Below are 25,069 nucleotides of genomic sequence, written 5' to 3' on the forward strand. Positions count from 1 at the left end.
GCGTGAACCAGGTTAGTAAAGTTTCTTAACTTTACGAGGCTGGAGACCGTCGTGTTCCCTCGCCCCGCCCGCCGGCTCCCCGCGGCCGTCGTACTCCTCGCCCTGGCCGGCTCCCTGACGACCGGCGCCTGGGCCGGCCCCGGGGACACGGCGGAACACCACCGGTCCGCCCGGATCACCCACGTCCCCTCCGCCGCCGGCACCAGCACCCCGCTGTCCGGCTTCGCCGTCCAGTCCACGGCGAAGGTGAGCGACTCCGCGACGGCCGTGTCCTCCCCCGGCTACCCGGCGAAGGGCTGGTACCCGGCGGGCCCCCGCTCCACGGTGCTGGCCGCGCTGCTGGCGAACGGCGTGTACGCCGACCCGTTCCACTCCACGAACCAGCAGAAGATCCCGCGGGCCGACTTCCAGGTGCCGTGGTGGTACCGCTCCGACTTCACCGTCGAGGACACCGGGCAGCGCACGTTTCTCGACTTCAGCGGAGTCGTCTCGGCGGCCGACGTCTACGTCAACGGCCGCCAGGTGGCACCGGCCTCGGATGTCGCCGGCGCCTACACCCACCACGAACTGGACATCACCTCGCTGGTCAGGTCCGGCACGAACACGGTCGCCTTCCGGGTCCAGCCCAACGACCCGGACAAGCACCTGACCATGGGCTGGCTCGACTGGCTCCAGCCGCCGGCCGACCGGAACATGGGGCTCGTCCGGGACGTCCTGGTCCGCAGGGGCGGCGCCGTCGCGCTGCGCGACGCGCACGTGGTGACGGAGCTTTCCGTGCCGTCGCTCGTCACCGCCGAGCTGACGGTCAAGGCCCAGGCCCGCAACGACACGGGTACGGCGGTCACGGCGAAGGTCGGCGGCAGCATCGGCGGAACGGAGTTCGCCAGGACGGTGTCGCTCGCCGCGCACGAGACGAAGACCGTCACCTTCTCCCCCGCCGACGTCCCCGGCCTGCACCTCACCGAGCCCAGGGTGTGGTGGCCGGCCGGAATGGGCGGACAGCCGCTGTACGACCTCGACCTCACCGCCACCGTGGACGGTGAGGTGTCGGACACCGCGCACCAGACCTTCGGCATCCGCGACGTCCAGGCCCCGCTGAACTCCGACGGCGCCCGCCAGTACTGGATCAACGGCCGCAAGCTGCTGGTCAGGGGCGGCGGCTGGTCCCCGGACGAGTTCCTGCGCTGGGACCGCGGCTACGTGGAGGACCGCCTGAAGTACGCCGTCGACCTGGGCCTGAACACCCTCCGCCTGGAAGGCCACCTGGAACCGGACGAGTTCTTCGACCTGGCCGACCGCCACGGGGTGCTCACCCTGCCGGGCTGGGAGTGCTGCGACAAGTGGGAGGGCGAGTCCAACCCCGACGGCCACGGCGAGAAGTGGAGCGACTCCGACCACTCCGTCGCGAGGGCGTCCATGGCCGCCGAGGCCGCCCGCCTGCGCGCCCATCCGAGCGTCCTCTCCTTCCTGATCGGCAGCGACGCCGCCCCCGGCGCCACCGTCGAGAAGGGCTACCTGGACGCCCTGAAGGCGGCGGACTGGCCGGTCCCCGTGGTCCCCGCCGCGTCCGAGGCCTCCTCACCCCAGCTGGGCGCCTCCGGCATGAAGATGACCGGCCCCTACGACTGGGTGCCGCCCGCCTACTGGTACGCCAAGCGCGAGGGCGGGGCCACCGGCTTCAACTCCGAGACCAGCGCGGGCCCCAGCATCCCCACCCTGGACACGCTGCGACGGATGATGACGCCCGCCGAACTGGACACCCTGTGGAAGAACCCCGGCGCCCGGCAGTACCACCGCTCGCCGTCCACCGTCTTCGGCACCCTCAAGATCTACGACAACGCTCTCACCGGCCGCTACGGCGCCCCGACGAGCCTCACCGACTACGTCCGCAAGGCCCAGCTGGCCCAGTACGAGAACGTCCGCGCCCAGTTCGAGGCGTACGGGCGCAACGCGACGGACACCGACCGGCCCGCCACCGGGGTGATCCACTGGATGTTCAACAGCGGCTGGACGTCCCTGCACTGGCAGCTGACGGACCGCTACCTCGACCAGAACGGCGCCTACTTCGGCGCCAAGAAGGCGAACGAGCCGCTGCACATCCAGTACTCCTACGACAACCGCTCGGTCGTGGTGGTGAACAACCGGCGCGCCGCCGCGCAGGGCCTCACCGCACAGGCCACGCTGTTCGACACCGACGGCACGCAGCGGTACGACAGGACCGTCACCGATGTGGCGGTGAACGGGGACGGGGCACAGGGCACACCGCTCACCCTGCCGTCCTCGGTGAGCGGTCTGTCGCGGACGCATCTGCTCCGGCTGGTGCTGACGGACGCGGACGGCAAGGAGGTGAGCCGAAACGTGTACTGGCTCTCCACCCGGCCCGACACCCTCGACTGGAGCGGCACCACCTGGTACTACACGCCGACGACGAGCTACGCCGACCTGACGGGGCTCACCTCGATGGCGCAGGCGCCGGTGTCGGCGACGGCGACCACTGGTTCGTCGGACGGTACGTCGACCACGACGGTGACCCTGCGCCACACCGGGAGCGGGAAGACGCCGGCGCTGCTGACGGACGTCCATCTGGTGGACGCACAGGGGAAGCCCGTCCTGCCGGTGCGCTGGTCGGACAACCAGGTGAGCCTGTGGCCGGGCGAGTCGACGACGCTGACCGCCACCTACCGGACGGCCGACCTGCACGGCTCGGCACCGCACCTGCGGATCTCCGGCTGGAACACGCCGGAAGGGACGGTGCCGGCCGCGTGAGGGGAGAGGGGGCGGCCCCGGACGACCCGCCTCCCTCCTCCTTCCGGGCTCAGCTCACATTGAGCGCGGTGTCGTCCACGACGAACGACGTCTGGTACTTGGAGCCCTCGGTGCCGGTGAACTTCAGCGTCACGGTCTGCCCGGCGTAGCCGCTCAGGTCGAAGCTGCGCTGGGTGTAGCCGGAGGCGGCGTTGAGGTTGGAGTACGTCGCCAGGGTGCCGAGCACGGTGCCGGAGCTGCTCAGGACCTGGACCTTGAGGGTGTCGTAGGCCGTGCTGGTCGTGGTCTCGGCGGTGTCCACGTGCAGATAGAAACTGAGCGTGGCCGAGCAGCCGGACGGGATGGTCACCGACTGGGAGAGCGTGTCGGTGGCGGCGGTGCCGGTGCCGTCGAGCCAGGCGTAGTACGCGCCCGAACGGGCCGACTCGCTGGTGGAGTTGGTGATGACTCCGCTCGTGGCGCTCCAGGCGGTGCTGCCGGACTCGAAGCCGTTGTTGCCGAGCAGCTGGGCGGCGGTGCAGGACGTCGAGCCGCCGCCCCCGCTGCTGCCGCTCGCGCCGGCCAGCCATTCGGTGGCGTTGAGGGCGAGGGCCGCGTTGGTGGCGCCGGAGTCGTTCCAGCCGTCGTAAAGGGTGTTGCCGGACTGGCCGGTGCCGTCGTCGACCGGGGAGCTGTCGCCCCAGAAGGCCACCCGGCCGCTGCCGAAGGTGCTGGTGGCGAAGAAGGCGCCGGTGTTGCCGGAGTAGCCGGTGCGGTAGAGCAGGCCCTTGACGCTGGGGTTGTCGGCGGGCTTGAGGGTGGCGGTCGTACCGCTGGCGATCAGGCTCTTGCTGACGGTGCCGAAGGAGCCGTGGAGCACCGGGTCGGTGCTGTCGCTGATCGCCGAGGGGTGGTCGGAGCTGATGCTCAGCGAGTCGATGGAGAAGCCGAACGGGTCGGTGGAGTCGACGCTGTTGTTGGTCATCAGGTCGTTGAAGATCTCGACCGCGTCGTAGCCGTCGTTGTTGCGGTCGGCGCCGGTGTGGTCGGAGATCATGAACAGGCCGCCGCCGTTCTTCACGAAGTTCATGATCGCCGTCTTCTCGGCGCTGGTGAACGGCGTGTTGGGCTCCGGCAGGACCAGCGTGTCGAAGTTCGACAGGTCGGTCGTGGACGTGCCGCCGTAGCTGAGGCCGGCGCCCGACGGCAGGGTCTTCTGGCTGTAGCCGCCGGTCTTCTGCAGCGCCACGCCCCAGGACGACAGGGCGCCGGTCCAGTCCGTCTCGGCCGACGGGGAGGAGTCCTGGCCGAGCGGGTCGGGCTGGCTGGTGGAGATGATCCAGTCGGCGTTGCCGGCCGTCTCGGCGTGGGCGTTGTCGAACAGGATGCGGTGGGTGGTCGCCGCGTGGGCGGGGGTGCCGGTGCCGAGCTGGACGGCGGCTCCGGTGAGCAGCAGCCCGAAACCGGCCAGGGCGGTGGTGAATCTGCGGCCGGATCTCCTGGATCCAAGCATCCGTCGAACCTCCATGAGGGGTGGGGAGAGGCGGTGCGGGCGCCCAAGTCTGCGCGCGTAGAACCCGCTTGAGGGTTCTACACGCGTCGATTGGTTGAAAGGTACATGGCATGAAGGGCCGGTGAACAGAGACCTCCGGCGGCAACCGGAGCGGAGTGGCTCCGGTGGGAGCGGGCACATGCCTCATCAGCGGGGTTCGCGGTCAGAAGCGTCAAGGAGGTGCGGCCATGGAGATCTCAGGCATCATCAGCGCCATCGTCATCGGCCTCGTCATCGGTGTGCTGGGCCGGCTGGTCGTCCCCGGGCGGCAGCGTATCGGCGTCCTGTGGACGATCGTCGTCGGCATTGTGGCGGCGCTGCTCGGTTCGGCGATCGCCGCCGGGTTCGGGGTCGCCGCCACTGAGGGGCCCGACTGGATCGAGTGGTTCATCCAGATCGCCCTGGCGGCCGTGGGGGTGGCCGCGCTGGACCGGGGCCTGGCCCGCCGCTGAATCAGTTCTCGTACAGGTAGGGCGTCGTGGTGCTCAGCGGGTGGAAGCCGAGGCGCTCCAGGATCGGGCGGCTCAGGTCCGAGGCGTCCACATAAAGGTAGCGACAGCCCTGGGCGGCGGCAACGCGGGCGCGGTGGGCGACCAGGGCACGGTAGATGCCCCGGCCCCGCCAGTCCGCGACGGTCCCGCCGCCCCACAGTCCGGCGAACGCGGTGCCGGGCACCAGCTCCATGCGGGCGGCGCTGACGGGTTCCGTGCCGGCGAGCGCGACCACGGCGACGACCGTGCCGGGGTCGGCGGTCAGGCGGGCGAGCAGCCGGTGCCGCAGCCGGGTGCCGTCGGTGCCGAAGGCCCGCTCGTGCACGTCCACGACGCGATCGACGCCGGCCGGATCGGTGGCCTGGACGATGCGGATGCCGGCCGGGGGCGCGGTGTCGAGCGCGAGCTCGGCCACCTCGCCGATCATCAGTGTCTCCGCCGGCTCGGCCCGGAATCCGGCGGCGAGCAGCCGGTCGCCGAGGTCCGCCGGCTCGTCGTGGCCGTAGTGCTTCCACTCGAAGTCCCGGCCCTGCCCGGTGAAGTACGCGATCTGGTCCTGGATCGCCCGGTCCGCGTCCGCCGCGTCCAGCCCGGACCAGAGCACGCCGTTCCAGCCCAGCGCGTCCGCGACCTGCCGCACCACCCCGCCGGCCCGCTCGATGCGGGCGCCCGGACCGTCGGGCCGGGCGCCTTCGCGCATGTCCTGGTCGTACCGGGCGAGCACGGCGGTGTGATCCATGGCCTCACCTCAGCACGGAGGACCGGGCCCGGCCAACGGATTTAACGGCCCCCCGGCCGTACCGCCGCCAGGTAGGCGGTGAGCCGGTCGCGGTTGCGGGCAAGGCAGTCGATGCGGGCCTGGATGCGGTCGATGTGCCCCTGCAACAGGGCGGCCGTCTCCGGCGGCACACTCCCGGGGTCGGGCACGAGGTGCCCGGGACCGCAGAGGTACGGCAGGAGCGCGCGGATCATCTCGGTGGTGAGGCCGGAGTCCAGCAGGCCGCGGATCTGCTGCACCTCGGCGACCGCCGACTCGGGGTAGCTGCGGTAGCCGTTCCCGGTGCGTGCGGGGTGGAGCAGGTGCTGCTCCTCGTAGTAGCGCAGCAGCCGGGTGGGGACGCCCGTGCGCCGGGACAGTTCACCGATCCGCATGCCGCCTCCCCGGTCCGCGCTTGACCTTCACACTGATGTGAAACTTCGACCATGGTCGCATGACCCCGTCCTCCCAGGTCAAGGGCGGTCGCCTGCCGTGGTCCGGGCTGCTGGCCCTGTCCTGCGCCGCGTTCACCGCCGTACTGACCGAACTCCTCCCGGCGGGCCTGCTGCCCGTGATGGCCCGCCCGCTCGGCGTCGCCGAGTCCCGGATCGGCTTCCTCGTCACCGCGTACGCCGCCGCCTCCTTCATGGCCGCGATCCCGGTCACCGCGGCGCTGCGCGGGCTGCCCCGGCGGCCGGTGCTGTGCGGTGCGCTGCTGGGGTTCGCCGTCAGCAACGCGCTGGTCGCGCTGTCGTCGTCGTACCCGCTCACCGTCGCGGCCCGGCTGCTGGCCGGGGCGACGGGCGGCACGCTGTGGGCGATGCTCGCCGGTTACGCGGCCCGGATGGTGCCCGCCGAGCGGCGCGGCCGGGCCATCGCGGTGGTGCTGGCGGGGATCACGCTGGCCCTGGCGGTCGGGGTGCCGGCCGGTACCGCGCTGGCCGGTGCGGTGGGCTGGCGGGCCGCGTTCGGGACGCTCGCCCTGCTCGCCGTGCTGCTCGTGGGCTGGGTGCGGCTGCGGGTGCCCGGCTTCCCCGGCGAGCCGCCGCACGCGCGCGTGCCGCTCGTCCGGGTCGCCGTCCGCCCCGGGATCCGCCCGGTGCTGTCCGTGACTCTGTTCCTGCTGCTGGGGCACCAGGTGATGTACACGTACGTCGCCCCGTTCGCGGCGCAGGCCGGGTACGGCCGTACGGGTGTGCTGCTCGCGGTGTTCGGAGCGGCCACGGTGGCCGGGATCTGGCTCACCGGTGTGCTGGTCGACCGGCATCCGCGGACCGCGCTGCTCGGGGCGCTCGCCCTGGTCGCGGCCGTGCTGCTGGTCCTGGGCCTGAGTGCCCGGGTGCACGGGCTGCTGGTCGGCGCGGTGGCGCTGTGGGGCGTCGCCTTCGGCGGGGCGCCCACGCTGATCCAGACCGCGCTGGTCGACGCGTCGGGACCCGCCGACGCCGATGTGGCGACCGCGTTGCAGACCACGGTGTACAACGCGGGCATCGCCGCCGGTTCGCTCACCGGCGGCCTGGCCCTGGACGCGCTGGGCGCCGGGGCGCTGCCGTGGACCGCGCTGCCGCCGGTGCTGCTGGCGCTCACGACGGTGGCGGCCGGGCGCCGGTACGCCTTCCCGGCCCGTCGGCACGCCGTTGCCTTCGGGGCAAAACCGCTGGCGGAACCGGCTGCGGTGGCCATAGCGTCCCCCGCCGGAGATGATGCCGTGAGGAGGAGGGCCGATGGTGCGGGACAGTGAGCTGCGGTATCTGCGCCGCTGTGTGGAGCTGGCGGCGGAAGCACTGGACGCCGGTGACGCGCCCTTCGGGTCGGTGCTCGTGGGCGGGGACGGCACCGTCCTCGCGGAGGACCGCAACCGGGTGGCGGGCGGGGACGGCACCCGGCACCCCGAGTTCGAACTGGCCCGGTGGTCGGCCACGCGGCTCACGCCCGATGAGCGGGCGGCGGCGACCGTCTACACCTCCGGCGAGCACTGTCCGATGTGCGCGGCGGCGCACGCCTGGGTGGGGCTCGGCCGGATCGTGTACGTCGCCTCCTCGGAGCAGATCGTCGGCTGGCTGGCCGAGTTCGGCGCGCCCGCGCCGCCCGTGCGCACGCTGCCCGTGCGGGAGATCGCGCCCGGTGTGGCCGTGGAGGGCCCGGTGCCGGAGCTGGTGGACGAGGTGCGGGAACTGCTCCGCCGTTCCCTCGCCGGGGACGCTCACCTCGCCTGAGGGTCAGCCGAGTTCGAGCGTGGTGACACCGAACACCCGCTCCCGGGCGTGCTCGCGCACCGGGCCGGTGTACATGCGGGCCGTCTCGAACGAGGGCCGCAGTCCCGCCTGTTCGGCGAGGGCGACGCCGGCCGCGTTCGGCTCGGGCACGTCGATCGCGACCTCGCGGCCCGCCACGTCGGCGGTGAGGGCGGCGAACAGAGCCCGGGCGTCGTCGGCGGTGTCCGCGAAGAGGGGGCCGATGCGCAGGGTGTCGTGGCCGGGGCGGATCACGCCGTAGCCGGTGAGGCGCCCACCGTCCTCGCGGACGACGGCCCGGTGGCCGGGGCCGGTGAGCCACTCGGCGAGGAACCGGGGGCGGTCGGCGGGCTGGCAGGCGCTGTCGTAGGCGGTGAGCGCGGCCAGGTCGGCCGGCCCGGCCTGGCGGACTCCGGCGGGCGTGCCGCTCTCGGGGGCGGTGCCGGTGAACCGGACGGTGCGGTAGGCGAACCGGAAGCCGGACTGCCGGTAGTTGGCCTGCTGGGCGACGACTCCGTCCAGGCCGACGGTCCGGCTCCCGGCGTGCGCGAGGGCGGTCTTCCAGGTGGTGAGGCCGTGCCCGTGGCCGCGCAGGTCGGGGCGGACGAGGTAGCAGCCGAGGAAGGCGTAGTCGGAGCCGTAGGTGACCACGGAGATGGCGGAGACCGGCTCCCCGCCGATCCTGCCGAGGAAGAACCCGTCGGGGTCCTGGGCGAAGAACGCGGGCCCGTCGGACAGCCCGGGATTCCAGCCCTCCGCCGCCGCCCACCCGCTGATCACCGGCCAGTCGTCGAGGGTGGCCTGCGTGACGACGAGGTCGTGGGGGGCCGCAGAGGTCATGGGTGCGCTCCGTTTCCGTCGGGGGCGGGCTGGCGTACGGCCCGGTTCTCGGCCGGGCCGCCCGCAGCATCCTTCCGGATCGACCGGGGGCCGCGCCACGGGAAGATCAGCCGATGCGCACCGCTCCCGGGGGCCGGAAGCGACCGGCGCGGTACGGGAGTCGGGCCGGCCGCCCTCGTGCGCGCGGCCGGCCCGGATGACGTCGGTACGGCCCCCGCGGGAGCGGCCGGCGGGGGCCGTACCGGAGCGCGGGTCAGCCGGCGCGGCCCGGGCGGAAGCGGCGGTACAGGACCGCGCCCGTGCCGAGGAGCGCGGCACTGCCGGCCAGTGCGGGGACCGTGAGGTCCGCTCCGGTGTGGGCCAGCGCGGCCGCCGGGCGCGGGTGGGAGCGGACGGGGGCCGGGGGCTTCGGGGCGCGCGGCTTGGGGGTCGCGGTGTGCGGGCGGGTGTCGTCGCCGGAATCGTTGACCGACTCGTTGCCGACGGCCGCGTTGCCCACGCCGACCACGTCGACGCTGTTCCCGGTGACGTTGACCGGGACGTCGACCGGGAGCTGGATGTCGTTGCCCGAGAGCACGCCGGGCGAGTCCGTGGCACGGCCGTGGGCCTCCGCTCCCCGGGAAGCGGCGGCCTCGCCGGATCCGGCCGATCCGTCGGCCTTCGCCGTGCCACGGTTCGCGCAGGCGTTGCCCACGGCCGGGTTCAGCAGCCCCACGACGTTCACCGTGTTGCCGCAGACGTTCACCGGCACATGCACCGGGAGCTGGATGCCGTTGCCGGAGACCAGCCCGGGAGAGCCGGCCGCCGAGCCGTCGGCGTCGGCCCCGTCGGCCGCGAAGGCGGCGGACACCGGCAGCGCCACGGCCATCGCGCCGGCCGCGGAGGCGACGGCGATCACACCGTTTCGGGTAGCCCGTCTCATAGGTTCCTGCCTTCCAGACGTCGTCGCGGGCACTCACCCGCACCTCGTAAAACGCAGGCGAACCATCAGAGTTATGGCTTATCGGGCTTTCACCCCATCGAGCGTCACTGTTATCGAACTGGATGCAAAGCCACTCAATGATCATCAACTGGGCATGGCGGGAGCGCAGGCTACTCCCGCGCGCACCGTCCCGCTCGCCGGGAGGCGGGCCGTCCGGGGCCCGCTTATGGTGATCCGAGGGCGCCGGCCCCGGTCCGTGGCGTGCGCCCCGGGAGGCGATCGATGCTGGCCATGCTGTCCAGACGGCCCGCCGTGCGGCGCTGCGCGGGCGCCTCGGCGCTCGCCCTGGCGCTGCTCGGAGCCGGGCTGTCCGCGGCCGCCGACGACCAGCCGCAGCCCGACCTGTCCCGGTTCTACCGGCAGCAGCCGGCCTGGGGCGCCTGCCGGGGCCCGGACATGCCGAAGGACCTCCAGTGCGCGAAGGTCACCGTCCCGCTCGACTACGCGCGGCCGCGCGCCGGCACCCTCGACGTGGCGCTCGCCCGCTACCGCGCCACCGGAACGTCACGGGGCTCGGTGCTGCTGAACTTCGGCGGCCCGGGCGGCGCCGGCATCCCCGAGCTGGCCGCCGAGGGCAGGCAGTTCATGGACCTGACCAACGGCTACGACGTGGTCACCTTCGACCCGCGCGGCGTCGGCCGCTCCTCCCCCGTCAGCTGCGGCGAGGGCGGTGACGAAGCCTCGGCCGTGGCGGACGACGACGCCGACATCAGTCACCCGCAGGCCCTGTTCCAGCACCTGCGGCGGGCCGCCGAGCAGTGCGCCCGGAACTCCGGCCCGGTGCTGCGCCACATCGGCACCGTGAACGCCTCCCGCGACCTGGACGTCATCCGCCAGGCACTCGGCGACGACAAGCTCAACTACCTCGGCTTCTCCTACGGCACCCGGCTCGGCGCGGTGTACGCGGCGCAGTTCCCCGGCAAGGTCGGCCGGCTGGCCCTGGACGGCGTGGACACGCTGACCGAGTCGCTGGCCGAGCAGGGGGTCGCGGGCGCCGAGGGGCAGCAGACGGCACTGGACGGCTTCCTGGACTGGTGCACGAGGGACATCGGCTGTCCGTTCGGGCAGGACCGGCGCACGGCCGGGGACGAGGTGGTCCGGCTGGTCCGCTCGCTCGACCGGAACCCGGTGCCCACGGACTTCGGCGGCTCGTTCTCCGGGCAGGACCTGGTGGGCGCCATCGGGCAGGCCCTCTACAGCAAGCAGCTGTGGCCCTCGCTGGAGCGGGCGCTCGCCTCGCTGATCGAGGACGGCGACACCCGGCGCGTCCTGGCCTTCTCCACCGGCGGCATCGGCCTGCCCGGCCGGTACCGGACGGACGGCGGACTGGTCGACGCCGAGGACGTCCCGACGGACAACCTGTCGGCCGCGCTGATGGCGATCAACTGCGCGGACGACCCCGACCGGCCCGCCGCGGCGCGGCTCACCGGTGAACTGAAGGACCTGCGGGCCGCGTACGACCAGGCCTCGCCGGTCTTCGGCCGCTACCGGCTCACCCAGCTGCTGATGTGCTACGGCCGGCCCAAGGGCACCGACTTCATCCGGGACCGGGTGAAGAACGTCCACTCGGCGAAGCTGCTGCTCGTCGGCACGCGCGGCGACCCGGCCACGCCGTACCGGTGGACCGTGGAGACCGCCCGCCGGCTCGGCCCGTCCGCGGTGGTGCTCGACAACAAGGGCGAGGGCCACACCGGGTACTCCTCCTCCAAGTGCGTGCACCGCAAGGTCAACGACTTCCTGCTCTACGGCTCGCTGCCCCCGAGCGGCAGCTCCTGCCCGGCGGACGAGCCCCCCGAGGGCGTCACCTCGGACAGCACCGGCTGACGGCCGGAGCCCCTCCCGCCGGTGACAGGAGTGGAGCAACCGGGTAACAGCCGCGAACCGGGGCAACCTCCCGGCCACCCCGGTCGTCACACTGGGCAGGCGTCCATCGGCCGCCGTATCCCGTACGTGACCACGACAGGGGGACACCCTCATGCGCATGCGCGCCGCCATCGTCGTACCCGCCGCCTCGGCCGCCGTGGCGGCTCTGCTGCTGACCGCGCCGCAGAGCCAGGCCGCCACCGGTCACCACCGCACCGCCCGCTGCGCCGAGAAGTCGCTGACGGTACGGGCCAAGGCCGCGGCCTCCGACTCCACGGTGCTGCGGGTCGGCGTCACCAACCGCGGCGCCCGCGCGTGTGTCGTCGACCGCGTGCCCACGGTGACCTTCGGGGACCTGGACGGGGCCGCGCTGCCGGTCCCGGAGGGCGGCACCGGCACCTACCGGCTCGCGGCGGGCGGTACGGCCTACGCCGACGTCCGGACCATCGCCGACCCGGCGGACCCCGAGGCCCGCCGGGTGGACACGGTCACGGTGGCGGCGTCGGCCGCGCACTGGGGCCGCTCCTTCACCGCCGCGCAGCTCGGCACCGGGCGGAAGGTCCTCGTCTGGGAGCCGGTGACCACCTGGTGGCAGAAGTCGGCGGCGGCCGCGGACCGGGCCATCGGGCTCGGCTGAGCACCGCAGGGAGCAGGTGGGCCGGCCGGGGCGAGCGGTTCACTCGAGGACCAGCTCCGGTTCGTAGAGGTCCAGCCATCCCGCGAGGTCCAGGGTGCGTTCCAGACCGCGCCGGGCCGCCTGGGTGCTGACCGGCGTGGTGCGCTCGGCCGCCCGGCGGACCAGCTCCCGGTCGACCACGTCGAAAACGGGGTGGGAGGGCCGCGCGAGCACCTCCTTGACCTGCTCCTGGAGCGCACGGGCGTACCCCGGGTCCTGCGTGGACGGGTACGGGCTCTTCACCCGCTCGTACACCGAGCGCGGCAGGACGTCCGCCGCCGCCTCCCGGAGCAGGCTCTTCTCCCGGCCGTCGAAGGACTTCAGGGCCCAGGGCACGTTGTAGACGTACTCGACCAGCCGGTGGTCGCAGAACGGGACCCGGACCTCCAGACCGACGGCCATGCTCATCCGGTCCTTGCGGTCGAGCAGCATGCGGACGAAGCGGGTCAGGTGCAGATGGCTGATCTGCCGCATCCGGTACTCGAAGTCGCTCTCGCCGTCCAGCCGGTCGATGGCGGCGACGGCGGTGCGGTAGCCCTCGGCGACATAGCCTTGCAGGTCCAGGGACTTGGCGACGTCGGCGCGCACCATGTCGGCGTCCTCGCCGAAGTGGCGCCCCATGGTCGTCAGCCACGGGAAGGTGTCGGCGCGGCGCGCCTCCTCGTCGAAGAACTGCAGGTAGCCGCCGAAGACCTCGTCGGCGGACTCGCCGGACAGGGCCACCGTGGAGTTCTCCCGGACGGCGCGGAAGAGGAGCAGCAGCGAGGTGTCCATGTCGCCGAGGCCGGACGGCAGGTCGCGGGCCCGGATCACCTGCCTGCGCAGGGCGGGGTCGGCGAGGGCGTCGGAGTCCAGCACGATGTCCTGGTGCTGGGTGCCGGCGAGCCGGGCGACGTCGTGCACGAAGGGCGTGTCGGGGGTGCCGCGCAGTTCGTCGGCGACGAAGTGCTCGGTCTGGCCCGCGAAGTCGACGGCGAAGCTGCGTACCTTCTCGCCGCGCGCGGCGAGTTGCCGGGCCGCGATCGCGGTCATGGCGGAGGAGTCGAGCCCGCCGGAGAGCAGGGTGCAGCGCGGTACGTCGGCGACCAGCTGGCGGCGCACGATGTCGTCGAGGAGCGAGCGCACGGTGGCGATCGTGGTGTCGCGGTCGTCGGTGTGCGGGCGGGTCTCCAGGCGCCAGTACACGCGGGTGGACAGGCCGGAGCGGTCGACGGTGACGACGGTGCCGGGCTCCACCTCGCGCATGCCGTCCCAGACCGCGTGTCCCGGCGTCTTGACCAGGACGAACAGTTCGCGCAGGCCGTCCAGAGCGACCCGGCGCCGGGCCAGCGGGTTGGCGAGGATCGCCTTGGGTTCGGAGCCGAACAGGACGCCGTCGGACGTCGGGTAGTAGTAGAAGGGCTTGATGCCCATGCGGTCGCGGATCATCACCAGCTTGTCGTGGCGGCCGTCCCAGATGGCGAACGCGTACATGCCGTTGAGCCGTTCGGCGAGCGCGTCGCCCCACTCCAGATAGGCGTGCAGCACGACCTCGGTGTCGGAGTCGGTGGTGAACCGGTGGCCGCTGTCCTGGAGTCGGCGGCGCAGTTCGGTGAAGTTGTACGTCTCCCCGGAGTAGACCAGGACGACGGGTCCCTCGGGGGTCGGCACCGACATCGGCTGACGGCCGCCGGGGAGGTCGATGATGGCGAGCCGGCGGTGCCCCAGGGCGGCGGGGCCCTCGCACCAGGTGCCGCGGTCGTCCGGGCCGCGGCAGGCCATCGTCTCGGTCATCGTATGCAAGGTGGTGGCCTCGGTCGCCAGATCGCGGTCGAAGGAGACCCATCCGGTGATGCCGCACATGCGCTGCCTCCTGCCCCCGGCTGCCGGCAGGTCCTCGCTCACCTGGGCTTTCCGGTGGCGGGGAGACCGGCCCGACAAACCAGTTGTATCGAGCACCTATATGTCGAGCGTCCGTCAGGTGCTCGCGCGCGTCAACGCGGACGTAACACGGTCGAGACCCCCGCCCCACGGTTTCGGCCGCTTTTTGCCTCAGCGAAAAGCGCGGGCAGGCGTCTCACCACGCCGTGGGCAGCAGGAACGCGCCACGGGCAAAAACTTCATCAAGCAGGGCACGCGTCATGGCTTCGCGGTCAGAAACGAGTCGAGCACCCCGGTCAGTTCGGCGGGCCTCTCCACCGGCAGCTCGTGCCCCGCGTCCAGGATGCGCACGACGGCGTCGGGGTAGGCCTTGGCCATCCGGAGCATCTGCCGCACCGGCAGCTGGACGTCGTGGTAGCCGTGCACCATCAGGGTCGGCACGGTGATCTCGCCGGCCCGGTCCAGGACGTCGAAGGCCCGCATCGCGCCGTAGAGCGTCATCACGACCTCGCGCGGGGTGGCGGCGGAGGCGCGGATGTGCGCCCGGATCTCCTCACGCGGATAGCCGGGCGCGAACGCCCGCTGGATGTTGGCGGCCACGAACAGCTTGAACGGCACCAGGGTGGAGGCCGCCATCAGCAGGCCACGGCCACGGCTGTAGGTCATCCGCCCGATCGAGCCCACCAGCACCATCCGCTCCACCCGCGCGGGGTGGGCCAGGGCGATGGTCTGCGCGATCATCCCGCCCATCGAGTGGCCGACCAGCACACACCGCTCGACCTCCAGGTGGTCGAGGAGCGCGAGGACGTCCTGCGCCAGCTCGGCGATGGTCCGCACCCCGGCCCCCGTGCTCTCCCCGTGCCCGCGCAGGTCGAGGCGGATCACCCGGCGCCCGGCGGAGAAGTACGCCATCTGGTGGTCCCAGCGGTGCCGGTCGGCGGTCCAGCCGTGCACGAACACCACGGGCACGTCCGCCGCGTCACGGGGACCCTCGTCGTCGTACGTCAGCGTCGCTCCGTCGACGTCGAACTGCGGCATGAAGGCCTCCTGGGGTGCGGCACGATCCGGTTACTGACGGGTACGGTAACCGGCCGCACAGCCCCGCGTCATCGGCCTCCGCCGGGAAATTCCGGCGGCCGGCAGCTCAGTCGCCCAGGTCCGGTTCACCCCGAATGCCGCCACGGTGAATCGGCCCTATCGTGCTGTCATGGAGCACGCACTGAGTCCCGCGACCCTTGCTGAACTGCGGCGCCCGCGCCCCTACCCGGCGGTCTCCGTGCTGACCCCGACGCACCGGGGGGAACGCGGGGTCAGCCAGGATCCGGTCCGGCTGCGCAATGTGGTGGCCGAGGCCAGGAAGCGGCTGGAGTCCGATCCCGCCGTCAGCCGGCAGCGCCGCGTCGATGTCGTGGCCCAGCTCGACCGGGCCCTCGCGGAAGTGGACCTCGCGCACGCCGAGGACGGCCTGGTGATCTTCGCGGCGCCGGGCGAGCACCAGGTCTGGTCGCTGGCCCGCCCCGTCCCCGAGCGGGTGGTGTTCTCGGACACCTTCCTCACCCGCAACCTGGTCTCCGCGCAGGCGGCCGAGCGGCCCTTCTGGGTGCTGTCGCTCTCCGCCGACCGCATCACGCTGTGGAGCGGCGGCCCCGAGCGGGTCGTCGAGGACCACTCCGGTGGCTTCCCGCTGCTGCACGTCCGGGAGAACTTCGACGCCGAGCGGCAGATGCAGATCGGCGACCAGCCCAGCACCTTCAGCGACGAGGGGACGCGCCAGTACCTGCGCGAGGCGGACACCGCCATGAGCACGGTCCTGCGCGACCAGCCCCGCCCGCTGTACGTCACCGGCGATCCGGCGGCCCTGTCGCTGCTGGACGAGGTCGGCAGCGTCGCCAAGGCCGCCGTGCACGTCCCGCACGGAGGCCTCGCGCACGCGAGCCCGGAGGCCGTGTGGCAGGCCCTCAGGCCGGTCCTGGAGGCGGAGGCCCGCAAGGACACCACGTCCGTCATCAGGGAACTGATCGCGGCACGCGGGCGCAAGTCCTTCGCCGCGGGGGTGGACGAGCTGTGGCAGAACGCCCGCGACGCCCGCGTCCGGCTCCTCGCGGTCGAGGAGAACTACCGCACGACCGTCCGCGACGACGGCGACCACCTCGTCCCGGCCGAACCGGGCGACCTGGACGCCCGCGACGACATCGTGGACGAGATCGTGGAGATGTGCCTGGAGACCGGCGCCGACGTCCGCTTCGTCCCGGACGGCACGCTGGGCGACGCGAACGGCATGGCCGGGGTGCTGCGGTACTGAGGCAGCCCCCGGGCAGCGCTCCCTTCCCGGCGTACGCTACGGCGTGATCGTCGGCGTAAGGGAGCGCGCGCGTGGGTGACCTGCTGGGTGTGGCCGTACTGGGTGCCGGACACATGGGGGCCGACCATGTACGCCGCCTCGACCAGGTGGTGAGCGGCGCCAGGGTGGCCGCCGTGGCCGACCCCGATGGGGAGCGTGCGCAGGAGGCGGTGGCCGGCCTGGCCGGTGTCACCGTGCACACGGACCCGGTGGCCGCGCTCGACGCGCCGGGCGTGGCCGCGGTCCTCATCGCCTCCCCCGGCCCCGCCCACGAGGAGGCACTGCTCGCCGCCTTCGCCCGTCGGCTGCCGGTGCTGTGCGAGAAGCCCATGGTGCCGGACTCCGCCGGTGCCCTGCGGGTCATGGAGGCCGAGGTGCGGCTCGGCCGCCGACTGGCGCAGATCGGCTTCATGCGCCGCTACGACGCCGAGTACCGGCGGCTGAAATCCCTGCTGGACGGGGGCGGCCTGGGCCGCCCGCTGATGCTGCACTGCACCCACCGCAACGTCTCCTCCCCCGACGGCTTCACCAGCGCCATGCTGATCGACAGCTCGGTCTCGCACGAGATCGACGCGGCCCGCTGGCTGCTCGGGCAGGAGCTGACGGCGGTGACCGTGCTGCGGCCCACCCCGTCCGCCGGCGCGCCCGAGGGCCTGCTCGACCCGCAGTTCGTGCTGTTCGAGACCGAGCGGGGCGCCCTGGTGGACGTGGAGGTCTTCGTCAACTGCGGCTTCGGCTACCAGGTGCGCTGCGAGGCCGTGTGCGAGGCGGGCAGCGCCCGGATCGGCGACGAGCACGGCATGGTGGTCACCTCGCGGGGCAGCGCCGCCGAGGAGGTGGCGCAGGACTATCTGGTCCGTTTCGCCGACGCCTACGACCGCGAGGTGCAGGCGTGGGTCGACGCCACCCGGCGCGGTGCCGTCACCGGCGCGAGCGTGTGGGACGGCTACGCGGCCTCGGTCGTCGCCGAGGCGGGCGTCCGGGCGCTGGAGAACGGCGGCCGGGTGACCGTCGGACTGGTCCCGCGCCCGGACCTGTACGCCGAGGTCAGCGGCTGACGCTCGCGTCGAAGGAGGCGGAGGCGGTGCCGCCCGCGTCGGCGGTGTACTGCCAGGGCCTGGTGGACGAGGTCCGGACAGCCGAGCGAACTGCGAGGACCAGGAGTGCGGCGGGTCGCCGTTGCAGTGGGCGCTCTTGAGGCAAGGTGAACAAGCGTCAAAGCCGGCCCGGAGGCGTCCGTTGCCTCACACCCCGCCGAACAGGGCGCTCAGGCCCCGCTCCACCACTCGGGCCACGTCCTCCTGGCCGCACGGCACCACCTCGTAGGTGTGCACCAGGAAGCGCCTCAGCGTCGAGGCCGGGAACAGCAGCAGCGCCATGCCGTGCGGGGAGTGCAGCTCCAGCACCGTCCGGGTGCGGCCGTACGGCCATATCTGGACGTCCCCGTGACCGGCCGGGGTCCGCAGCCCCTGGTCGAGCAGGGAGCGTGCGAAGGTCCAGGTGACCTCCTCGCCGTGCAGGGACACCTCGGCCGGGAAATCCAGGAACACGGCGAGCGGGTCGTCCGCGGTGTAGCGCAGCGCGGCCCGCACCGGGACCTCCCGGTCATCGGCGGTGACGAGCCGGGCCTCGGCGATCTGTTCGACGGTGATGTCCATGCTCTTAAGGAGTCCGCGAAGGCCTGTCACATGCCGCCAATTCCGGTCAGAGTTCGGCAGGTACCGGCCGCTGTGCGGCATCCTTGAACAGAGAATCGTCGAACATCCGCTTGAAGGATGCGGACGGGCGGCCCATCCGACTCAACTCGCGTAGGCCTGCTACGACTTGACGGCGGCAACGCGTACGTCATTCGTCCCCTCGGATCACTCCGAGAAGACTCTGGCATATGCCAGAAGCACCACCGTATCGTGTGTTGCCAAATCCCTTACAGGGCGTCGCGGGCTGTGCAACAGTCGTAATGGTCCCCCCGTCGTCCCCGCCGTACCGTCCCCCTTTTCGGAGTGCGTCATGCCGTCCCCAGTCTCCGCGGACCACCCACCCGCCCAGCCGCCCGGACGCGGCTCGGTCGAGGCGCTGATAACGCAGGCGCGGCGACTCAAGGGCGACGTGGACGCCGTACGGCGGGACACCCGGAGCGACGGTTCGGACCCCCAGGAGCGCTGGCAGCGCGCCCTCTACGACCTGGCGCTGCACCAGCTGGACGACCTGGACTCCCACTTCGCCCAGCTGCGGGACGGCCCGCTCCCCGCCCCGGACGAGCCCGCCGAGCCGCCCGCGGCCCGGCCCGCGCCGGCCGCCGAGCCGCGCGGTTCGCTGCTCAGCCGGGTCGGCAGTGCCGAGTGGAACCTGCTGACGGACGAGGCCAGCTGGTCGGGCGAGCTGTACCAGATCCTCGGCCTCGACCCGGCCGGCCCCGCCCTCACCCTGGACGAGCTGCCCGGCATGGTCCTGGAGGAGGACCGGCCGAAGCTCACCGCGATGGTCACGGACTGCCTGGTCGACGCCAAGCCGATCGACGGCGAGTTCCGTGTCGTACGGCCCGGAGGCTCCGTGCGGACGGTGCACATGATGGGCGAACCCGTGCTCGGCGCCGACGGCGGCACGACCTCCATGTGGGCCGTGCTCCGCGACGTCAGCGAACTGCGCCGCAGCCAGCGGACGGTGCGCGAGACCCGTGACTCGCTGCACCACCACCGCCGGCAGGAGCAGACCGAGCACCGGATCGCGGTAGAGCTGCAGGAAGCCGTGCTACCGCCATGGCGCGGCTCCCTGCGGCTCCCGCACCGGGGACCGCAGACCCTGGACCTGGCCGCCCACCGGCTCCCCGCGGACACCCCCGCGCCGATCGGCGGGGACTGGTACGACGCGCTGGAGCTGTCCGACGGCCAGACCCTGCTCAGCGTCGGCGATCTCACCGGGCAGGGCGTGGCCGTCGCCTCCGGCATGGCGATGCTGCTCGGCGCCGTACGCGGCATGGCGATGGCCGGCTCGGACCCCGGCCGGCTGCTCGCCATGCTCAACCAGTTACTCGACACCACCGTGCAGCCCGCCCTCGGCAGCGCCGTCTGCTGCCGCTACCGGCCCGAGACCCGCACCCTGGTCTGGGCCCAGGCAGGACACCCCGCCCCGCTGCTGTTCCGCGACGGGACGGGGCGCATGCTGGACACACCGGACGGCGTCCTCCTCGGCGCCTCCTCGGGCGCCGTCTACGGGCAGTCCGTCGTCGCTCTGCGACCGGGCGACCTGCTCCTCCTCCACACCGACGGGCTGATGTCGGGCCACAGCAGGACAGCGGCTGTGGACCGGCTTCTCGGCCTCGCCCCACGGTTCGGCGCGGCGCGCACCGCGCAGGACTGTGTGCGAACGGTCGTCGAGGAGTTCGGCGGAGCGGGGCGCGAGGACGACGCGTGTGTCCTCGTCGCCAAGGTCACGGCATGAACTGACCCGTCCGGGTCGAGGGACCCGTCGAGGTCGGACAGCGCACAGGCCCCCTATGCCTGTGCGCTGTTGCCGTCCGCCTTGGCCCTCGGCTTGGGCAGGGCGAGCCTGATCTCCTCCCGCAGCTGGTGGATCTTCGGGTAGCCGGCGTACTCCGCGGTCAGCCGGTACATCTGGCGCAGCCGGTCCCAGGTGCGGCGCGAGGAGTTCGAGCCCATGGACATCAGGGCCAGCCGTGCGTAACGGTCGGCCTGTTCGGGGTCGTCGGCGATGAAGCAGGCCGACGCCATGGACAGATGGTCGAAGATCTTCGACCGCTCCCGTCCGTCGACGCGCAGGGAGAGCGCCTTCTCCGCGTAGTGCTGGGCGTGCGCGGCCGCGCCCGGGTCGAACTCCGCCAGGGTGCGGTAGGCGAGCGCCTGCATGCCGTACAGGTCCTCGTCCTTGAAGGTCTGCATCCAGTCGGGCTGCTCGACGTCCTGCCGGTCGGACACGAAGAGGTCCTCCGCCCGGCCGAGCGTCCGGCGCATCGCCTGGCCCTTGCCCATCGACGCCTGCGCCCAGGCCTCGATGGTGTGGAACATCGCCTTCGTACGCGGCTGCAGACGGTCGCCGGCGCCGGACTGGGCGAGCTTCATCAGGTCCAGGGCGTCGTCCGGCCGGCCGAGGTGCACCATCTGACGGGCCGCCCGGGACAGCGCCTCACCGGCCCGCGGCCGGTCTCCGCCCTCACGTGCGGCGTGGGCGGCGATGACGAAGTACTTCTGCGCCGTGGGCTCCAGGCCGACGTCGTGCGACATCCAGCCCGCGAGGACGGCGAGGTTGGCGGCGACGCCCCACAGGCGCCGCTGGAGATGGGGGGGATGGTGGTAGGCGAGCATGCCGCCCACCTCGTTGAGCTGGCCCACGACCGCCTTGCGCTGCAGCCCGCCGCCACGGGCCGCGTCCCAGGCGCGGAACACCTCGACCGAGCGCTCCAGCTCCTCGATCTCCTGCGATCCGATGGGGGCGGCCTCGTACCGGTCGAACCCGGCGGGGTCGGCGTGCAGAGGGTCGTCGAGAACAGGGGCGTCGGCCCGCAGGGCCGGGTCGGTGTGCAGCCAGTCGTACATGGCGCTGCTGAGTGTGGATCCCGCGGCGAGCGCGGCACCCGCGCCCACCAAGCCGCGTCGGTTGAGCATGAGGTCCATTCCCGTGAATTCGGTGAGGACCGCGGCGGTCCGTTCGGGCGCCCACGGCACTCCGTCGGGATGTTCCTCGATCCCGTCGGCCTGCCGTTTCCCCGCACGCCCGTGCCGCACCAGACCTAGGTCCTCGATGGTCACGACACGGCCGAGACGCTCGGTGAACAGAGCCGCCAGCACCCGCGGCACGGGATCGCGCGGGATCTCTCCCATGTCGATCCACCGCCGCACCCGGGAGGTGTCGGTCGACAGCTGGGGGTGGCCCATGGCCGCCGCCTGCCGGTTGACCAGTCTCGCGAGTTCGCCCTTGGACCAGCCGGCCAGGCCGAACAGGTCCGCCAGGCGGGTGTTGGGTTGTCCGCTCACGTCAAGCCCCCAGGTTCTCGGCTGAGTTGACAGTAGCCCGGTGGAGGTTGCCGGGCGACTATTCGCCACGGTTCGCCAGGGTCCGCCAGATGGTGTGCCACCGGTCATCGGGTGTCAGGTAGGAACGAGCCACCCCGACCCGGTCGCCACCTGCATATGACGGCCGTATGGCCGCGTACGCCGGGCACATTCCCCAGGGTGTACCCGGGCGACCGGGCCGGGTGGGCGCACGCTCTCGAAACCACGCTCACGGGGCAGGCACCCCGGAGCACCGGTTCGAAGCGCGGACGTACAGGCAGGCACAGCAGGCACACGAAGGGATCTGTTCTCCCATGTACGCAGCATCGTCCTCCGTGTCCGCCCCGCCCCGGCCGCTGCGCTCCCGCCCGGCGGGCGGCGGGCCGTATCTCGACCCGGTGGCGCGTCCGGGCGGTCCCGTGCTGGGCGCGGGCCGGCCCCGGCGGGTCCCGGGCCAGCCGGGGAGCCAACCGCTCAGCGGGAGACTCGACCTGTCCGGCCCTCAGGGCGCGCAGCTGCGCACCGCGCTCGCCGCGGTGCACCGGATCTGCCCGGAGTTCGCCCCGGTGCAGGTCCTGCGGCGCAGCGGACGGTCCGTCCTCCTCGTCGGGACGACGGGGCGCAGCACGGCCGTCGCCAAGTGCCTCCTGGACCACTCGCCCGCCTGGGCGGAGCGGAGCCGCCACGAAATAGCCGCATACCGCTCGTTCGTCCGGCACCGGCCGCCGGTCCGGGTGCCGAGGCTGATCGCGGCGGACCCGGACAACTGCACGCTGGTGATCGAGCGGATGCCGGGCCGGACGGCGGCGTTCCAGCGGCATCCCACGGAGGCGCCGCCCCGCGCGGACATCCGGACCGCGCTCGGCGCGATCTGCCGGGTGAACGCCTGGCGGCCCCCGGCGGGCACGTTCGACATGCCGCTGGACTACGCGGCCCGGATCTCCCGGTACCACGAGCTGGGCCTGCTCACCGACCGGGACCTCGGTGACCTGCAGAAGCTGCTGCACGGCATCGCCCATGAGGTGGGCCGGCACGGCATGCTCCAGTTCTGCCACGGCGATGCCCTGCTCTCGAACATCCTGCTCTCACCGGCCGGTCCAGTGCTGGTGGACTGGGAGCACGCGGGCTGGTATCTGCCGGGGTACGACCTGGCGACGCTGTGGCTGGTCCTCGGGGACGCGCCGGTGGCCCGGCGGCAGATCAGCCAGATCGCCCAGTCGGCGGGCCCGGCCTCCCGGGACGCCTTCCTGGTGAACCTGATGCTCCTGCTGACCCGGGAGATCCGCACCTACGAGACGGCCGTGCAGCGTTCGATGCACGATGCGGCCCCGGCGGCACCGGGCCTGGCCCACCCGGGTGCTGCGCCGTCCGGCGAGGAACAGCGGCTGCTGCTCAGGCGGCTGCACGACGACTGCCAGATGGCCCGAAGGGCCGTCCGTGCGGCGGTCGGCACTCGCTGACGGGGACGACGGCTCCGCGGTGCGCCCTGAGCGGCGGCGCACCGCGGATCCTCGTGTCCGGGACCGTTACACAGGCCCGTTCGACGGAACATCCAGCGTGGGCACTGGTGTACGCCTGTGACGCCCCGCAGGCCCGCGCACCGCCGCCGCGAAACTCGCCGGAACCCCTCCGTGACGTGGGAAATCGCCTCTGTGTAGGCATCATTGACGGATCGTCGGCAAGCCGGTACCACTGACCCAGCTCGGCGCCGCACGCCCCGCCACGCTCCGCCCGTCACAGGAGGCCGCATTGCGAGGATCCGCCACCGACCCCACGTCCACACCCGGCCACAGACGTCTGCGGCGGACCGCCGTCCCGCTCGCCTCCGCGGCTCTGCTGCTGCCCCTGCTCGGCGCGGCCCCGGCCCACACCGCCACGGACTTCTCGGCGAACCGGCTCCAGCAGGCGTTCGCCACGGCGGCGGCCGACTACCACGTGCCGCAGAGCGTTCTGCTGGCCGTCTCCTATCTGCAGTCACGCTGGGACCGGCACGGGGGCGCGCCCAGTGTGACCGGCGGCTACGGCCCGATGCACCTCACCGACGCCCGGACCGCGATCGCCACGGCCGAGCACTTCACCGAAGGGACGGAGGACGCCCGCGGCGACACCGCCCGTGCCGCGCTGCACCCGACCGTCGAGGCGCCGGCGGATTCCGCGGTTCCGGCCCGCCTGAGGACGCTGCCGAGGGCCGCGGAGCTGACCGGCATCCCGGCCGCCGAGCTGCGCACCGACCCGGCGGCGAACGTGGCCGGCGGCGCCGCTCTGCTCGCCGCCGCGCAGAAGGAGCTGGGCGAGCCGCCGAGCGCCGACCCGGCCGACTGGTACGGCGCGGTGGCCCGGTTCTCCGGCGCCGACGACACGGCGACCGCCGCCACGTACGCCGACGACGTGTACGACGTGCTGCGCACCGGCGAGGAACGCACCACGGACGACGGCCAGCTGGTGACCCTGGCCGCCGAGCCGGGGCTGACCGCCGACACCGCCCAGCTGGAGCGGGCCGGGTTGCGCACGCTGCCCACGGAGGGCACCGAATGCCCGAAGTCAGTGTCCTGCGAGTCGGTCCCGGCGCCGTACTCCGAATTCGGGGACAACGACTACGGCAACCACGACCTCGGCGACCGCCCGGCCTCACAGAGCATCAAGTACATCGTCATCCATGACACGGAGGGCTCCTGGGACGGGGTCATGAAGCTCATCCAGGACCCCACCTATGTGTCGTGGAACTACACGATCCGGTCGACGGACGGTCTGATCGCCCAGCACGTCAAGGCGAAGGACGTCGCCTGGCACGCGGGCAACTGGTACGTCAACGCGAAGTCGGTCGGCATCGAGCACGAGGGCTTCCTCGCCCAACCGGACGCCTGGTACACGGAGGCGATGTACCGGTCCTCGGCACGGCTGGTGCGGTATCTGGCCCGGACGTACGACATCCCGCTGGACCGGCAGCACATCCTGGGCCACGACAATGTGCCCGGGCCGACCGCCTCCACCATCCCGGGCATGCACACCGACCCCGGCCCGTACTGGGACTGGCGGCACTACTTCCGGCTGCTGGGCCACCCGTTCCACCGCACGGCCGGCCCGCACTCCGCAGTGGTGACGATCCTGCCGGACTACGCCTCGAACCAGCCGGTGTACACGGGCTGCACCACCCGGGGCGAGCCCTGCACGGCGCACGGCTCCAGCGAGGTGCGGCTGCGCACGGACCACGACGAGACCGCCCCGCTGATCAAGGACATCGGTCTGAAGACGGACCCGACCGACGGGGTGAACGATCTGTCCTCGCGGGTCTCCACCGGTCAGCAGTACGCGGTCGCCGACCGCTGGGGCGACTGGACGGCCATCTGGTACCTCGGACAGAAGGCCTGGTTCCGCAACCCGCCGAAGGAGCCTGCGGCGGTACCGGCGAGGGGCCTGGTGGTGACCCCGAGGGACGGACTGGCGAGCGTCCCGGTGTACGGCCGCGCGTACCCGGAGAAGGAGGCCTACCCGGCGGGCGTCCCCGCCCAGTCGGTGGTGGCGCTGCCCTACACGATCCCGGCCGGGCAGAAGTACGTGGTCGGTGACGAGGTACCGGGCGAGTACTACTACGCGGTCACCTTCACCCCCGACTCGCACCGGGTCGTGGTGGGCAAGGAGCTGTACTACGAGATCCAGTACGGCCACCGGGTCGCGTTCGTCCGGTCCGCCGACGTGACGCTCGAAGGCTCGGCCCGCTAGCC

Annotated in this window: 20 protein-coding genes; 11 read left to right on the plus strand and 9 right to left on the minus strand. The window is 72.6% G+C overall.

Annotated elements, in window-relative coordinates; translation table 11 throughout:
* Positions 1-51 precede the first annotated feature (51 nt).
* Positions 52-2,766 carry a sugar-binding domain-containing protein gene (locus ABZ937_RS12375; RefSeq protein ID WP_361689664.1) on the plus strand — a complete coding sequence of 905 codons (2,715 nt, stop codon included), beginning with the start codon at positions 52-54 and terminating at the stop codon, positions 2,764-2,766.
* Between the two features lie 49 nt (positions 2,767-2,815).
* Here ABZ937_RS12375 and ABZ937_RS12380 read toward each other — a convergent pair whose 3' ends face one another.
* Complete coding sequence (locus ABZ937_RS12380; protein WP_361689667.1) at positions 2,816-4,258, minus strand: hydrolase; 1,443 nt, start codon at positions 4,256-4,258, stop codon at positions 2,816-2,818.
* Between the two features lie 227 nt (positions 4,259-4,485).
* On the opposite strand from ABZ937_RS12380, the gene ABZ937_RS12385 reads away from it, so the two are divergent.
* Positions 4,486-4,749, plus strand: a complete 264-nt coding sequence (locus ABZ937_RS12385) for a GlsB/YeaQ/YmgE family stress response membrane protein (RefSeq protein WP_361689670.1) — start codon at positions 4,486-4,488, stop codon at positions 4,747-4,749.
* Between the two features lies 1 nt (position 4,750).
* Here the strand turns inward: ABZ937_RS12385 and ABZ937_RS12390 are convergent, their stop codons facing one another.
* Both ABZ937_RS12390 and ABZ937_RS12395 read right to left on the minus strand, forming a co-directional pair.
* Positions 4,751-5,527, minus strand: coding sequence for a GNAT family N-acetyltransferase (locus tag ABZ937_RS12390; protein WP_361689673.1), 777 nt, complete (start codon positions 5,525-5,527; stop codon positions 4,751-4,753).
* 41 nt (positions 5,528-5,568) lie between these two features.
* Complete coding sequence (locus tag ABZ937_RS12395) at positions 5,569-5,940, minus strand: MerR family transcriptional regulator (protein WP_361689676.1); 372 nt, start codon at positions 5,938-5,940, stop codon at positions 5,569-5,571.
* A 59-nt stretch (positions 5,941-5,999) separates the two neighbouring features.
* Between ABZ937_RS12395 and ABZ937_RS12400 the strand changes: the two genes are divergently transcribed.
* Positions 6,000-7,286, plus strand: coding sequence for an MFS transporter (locus ABZ937_RS12400; RefSeq protein ID WP_361689679.1), 1,287 nt, complete (start codon positions 6,000-6,002; stop codon positions 7,284-7,286).
* Entirely contained in the window at positions 7,270-7,761 is a 492-nt protein-coding gene (locus ABZ937_RS12405) for a nucleoside deaminase (RefSeq protein WP_361689682.1), read from the plus strand. The genes ABZ937_RS12400 and ABZ937_RS12405 overlap by 17 nt, the downstream gene beginning before the upstream one ends.
* 3 nt (positions 7,762-7,764) lie before the next feature.
* Here ABZ937_RS12405 and ABZ937_RS12410 read toward each other — a convergent pair whose 3' ends face one another.
* Complete coding sequence (locus tag ABZ937_RS12410; protein WP_361689685.1) at positions 7,765-8,619, minus strand: GNAT family N-acetyltransferase; 855 nt, start codon at positions 8,617-8,619, stop codon at positions 7,765-7,767.
* Positions 8,620-8,872: 253 nt separating this feature from the next.
* Positions 8,873-9,517, minus strand: a complete 645-nt coding sequence (locus tag ABZ937_RS12415; protein ID WP_361689688.1) for a chaplin — start codon at positions 9,515-9,517, stop codon at positions 8,873-8,875.
* Between the two features lie 306 nt (positions 9,518-9,823).
* On the opposite strand from ABZ937_RS12415, the gene ABZ937_RS12420 reads away from it, so the two are divergent.
* Both ABZ937_RS12420 and ABZ937_RS12425 read left to right on the plus strand, forming a co-directional pair.
* On the plus strand, positions 9,824-11,425 hold the full coding sequence (locus ABZ937_RS12420) for an alpha/beta hydrolase (RefSeq protein WP_361689691.1): 1,602 nt from the start codon (positions 9,824-9,826) through the stop codon (positions 11,423-11,425).
* A gap of 151 nt (positions 11,426-11,576) precedes the next feature.
* On the plus strand, positions 11,577-12,101 hold the full coding sequence (locus ABZ937_RS12425; protein WP_361689694.1) for a DUF4232 domain-containing protein: 525 nt from the start codon (positions 11,577-11,579) through the stop codon (positions 12,099-12,101).
* A 39-nt stretch (positions 12,102-12,140) separates the two neighbouring features.
* Here the strand turns inward: ABZ937_RS12425 and asnB are convergent, their stop codons facing one another.
* On the minus strand, positions 12,141-13,982 hold the full coding sequence (gene asnB / locus ABZ937_RS12430; RefSeq protein WP_361689697.1) for an asparagine synthase (glutamine-hydrolyzing): 1,842 nt from the start codon (positions 13,980-13,982) through the stop codon (positions 12,141-12,143).
* 276 nt (positions 13,983-14,258) lie between these two features.
* Positions 14,259-15,038, minus strand: coding sequence for an alpha/beta fold hydrolase (locus ABZ937_RS12435; protein ID WP_361689699.1), 780 nt, complete (start codon positions 15,036-15,038; stop codon positions 14,259-14,261).
* 169 nt (positions 15,039-15,207) lie between these two features.
* Between ABZ937_RS12435 and ABZ937_RS12440 the strand changes: the two genes are divergently transcribed.
* Both ABZ937_RS12440 and ABZ937_RS12445 read left to right on the plus strand, forming a co-directional pair.
* Complete coding sequence (locus tag ABZ937_RS12440) at positions 15,208-16,302, plus strand: chemotaxis protein (protein WP_361689702.1); 1,095 nt, start codon at positions 15,208-15,210, stop codon at positions 16,300-16,302.
* Between the two features lie 71 nt (positions 16,303-16,373).
* A complete protein-coding gene (locus ABZ937_RS12445) occupies positions 16,374-17,399 on the plus strand; it encodes a Gfo/Idh/MocA family oxidoreductase (RefSeq protein ID WP_361689705.1) in 1,026 nt (341 codons plus the stop codon).
* Positions 17,400-17,585: 186 nt separating this feature from the next.
* On the opposite strand, the gene ABZ937_RS12450 is transcribed toward ABZ937_RS12445, so the two are convergent.
* The gene (locus ABZ937_RS12450) at positions 17,586-17,999 is read right to left on the minus strand and encodes an SsgA family sporulation/cell division regulator (protein WP_361689708.1); all 414 of its coding nucleotides are present in this window, start codon (positions 17,997-17,999) and stop codon (positions 17,586-17,588) included.
* Between the two features lie 349 nt (positions 18,000-18,348).
* Here ABZ937_RS12450 and ABZ937_RS12455 point away from each other — a divergent pair, with 349 nt between their 5' ends.
* Positions 18,349-19,779 (plus strand): SpoIIE family protein phosphatase, encoded by a 1,431-nt coding sequence (locus ABZ937_RS12455; protein ID WP_361689711.1) that lies wholly within the window; start codon positions 18,349-18,351, stop codon positions 19,777-19,779.
* Between the two features lie 53 nt (positions 19,780-19,832).
* Here the strand turns inward: ABZ937_RS12455 and ABZ937_RS12460 are convergent, their stop codons facing one another.
* Positions 19,833-21,329: a hypothetical protein gene (locus ABZ937_RS12460; RefSeq protein ID WP_361689714.1), complete on the minus strand. Its 1,497-nt coding sequence runs from the start codon at positions 21,327-21,329 to the stop codon at positions 19,833-19,835.
* A 332-nt stretch (positions 21,330-21,661) separates the two neighbouring features.
* Here ABZ937_RS12460 and ABZ937_RS12465 point away from each other — a divergent pair, with 332 nt between their 5' ends.
* Together ABZ937_RS12465 and ABZ937_RS12470 are read left to right on the plus strand one after the other, a co-directional pair.
* Entirely contained in the window at positions 21,662-22,807 is a 1,146-nt protein-coding gene (locus ABZ937_RS12465) for an aminoglycoside phosphotransferase family protein (protein ID WP_361689717.1), read from the plus strand.
* A gap of 289 nt (positions 22,808-23,096) precedes the next feature.
* On the plus strand, positions 23,097-25,067 hold the full coding sequence (locus tag ABZ937_RS12470) for a peptidoglycan recognition family protein (RefSeq protein ID WP_361689720.1): 1,971 nt from the start codon (positions 23,097-23,099) through the stop codon (positions 25,065-25,067).
* Positions 25,068-25,069: the final 2 nt, after the last annotated feature.

The sequence above is a fragment of the Streptomyces sp. NPDC046727 genome, assembly GCF_040645635.1.
GTDB lineage: Bacteria > Actinomycetota > Actinomycetes > Streptomycetales > Streptomycetaceae > Streptomyces.

Coding starts and splice junctions, on each gene's coding strand:
- ABZ937_RS12400 (WP_361689679.1), top strand. CDS start 6,000: ATGACCCCGTCCTCCCAGGTCAAGGGCGGTCGCCTGCCGTGGTCCGGG.
- ABZ937_RS12410 (WP_361689685.1), bottom strand. CDS start 8,619: ATGACCTCTGCGGCCCCCCACGACCTCGTCGTCACGCAGGCCACCCTC.
- ABZ937_RS12455 (WP_361689711.1), top strand. CDS start 18,349: ATGCCGTCCCCAGTCTCCGCGGACCACCCACCCGCCCAGCCGCCCGGA.
- ABZ937_RS12435 (WP_361689699.1), bottom strand. CDS start 15,038: ATGCCGCAGTTCGACGTCGACGGAGCGACGCTGACGTACGACGACGAG.
- ABZ937_RS12440 (WP_361689702.1), top strand. CDS start 15,208: ATGGAGCACGCACTGAGTCCCGCGACCCTTGCTGAACTGCGGCGCCCG.
- ABZ937_RS12395 (WP_361689676.1), bottom strand. CDS start 5,940: ATGCGGATCGGTGAACTGTCCCGGCGCACGGGCGTCCCCACCCGGCTG.
- ABZ937_RS12385 (WP_361689670.1), top strand. CDS start 4,486: ATGGAGATCTCAGGCATCATCAGCGCCATCGTCATCGGCCTCGTCATC.
- ABZ937_RS12380 (WP_361689667.1), bottom strand. CDS start 4,258: ATGCTTGGATCCAGGAGATCCGGCCGCAGATTCACCACCGCCCTGGCC.
- ABZ937_RS12405 (WP_361689682.1), top strand. CDS start 7,270: ATGGTGCGGGACAGTGAGCTGCGGTATCTGCGCCGCTGTGTGGAGCTG.
- ABZ937_RS12390 (WP_361689673.1), bottom strand. CDS start 5,527: ATGGATCACACCGCCGTGCTCGCCCGGTACGACCAGGACATGCGCGAA.
- ABZ937_RS12425 (WP_361689694.1), top strand. CDS start 11,577: ATGCGCATGCGCGCCGCCATCGTCGTACCCGCCGCCTCGGCCGCCGTG.
- ABZ937_RS12420 (WP_361689691.1), top strand. CDS start 9,824: ATGCTGGCCATGCTGTCCAGACGGCCCGCCGTGCGGCGCTGCGCGGGC.
- ABZ937_RS12450 (WP_361689708.1), bottom strand. CDS start 17,999: ATGGACATCACCGTCGAACAGATCGCCGAGGCCCGGCTCGTCACCGCC.
- ABZ937_RS12465 (WP_361689717.1), top strand. CDS start 21,662: ATGTACGCAGCATCGTCCTCCGTGTCCGCCCCGCCCCGGCCGCTGCGC.
- asnB (WP_361689697.1), bottom strand. CDS start 13,982: ATGTGCGGCATCACCGGATGGGTCTCCTTCGACCGCGATCTGGCGACC.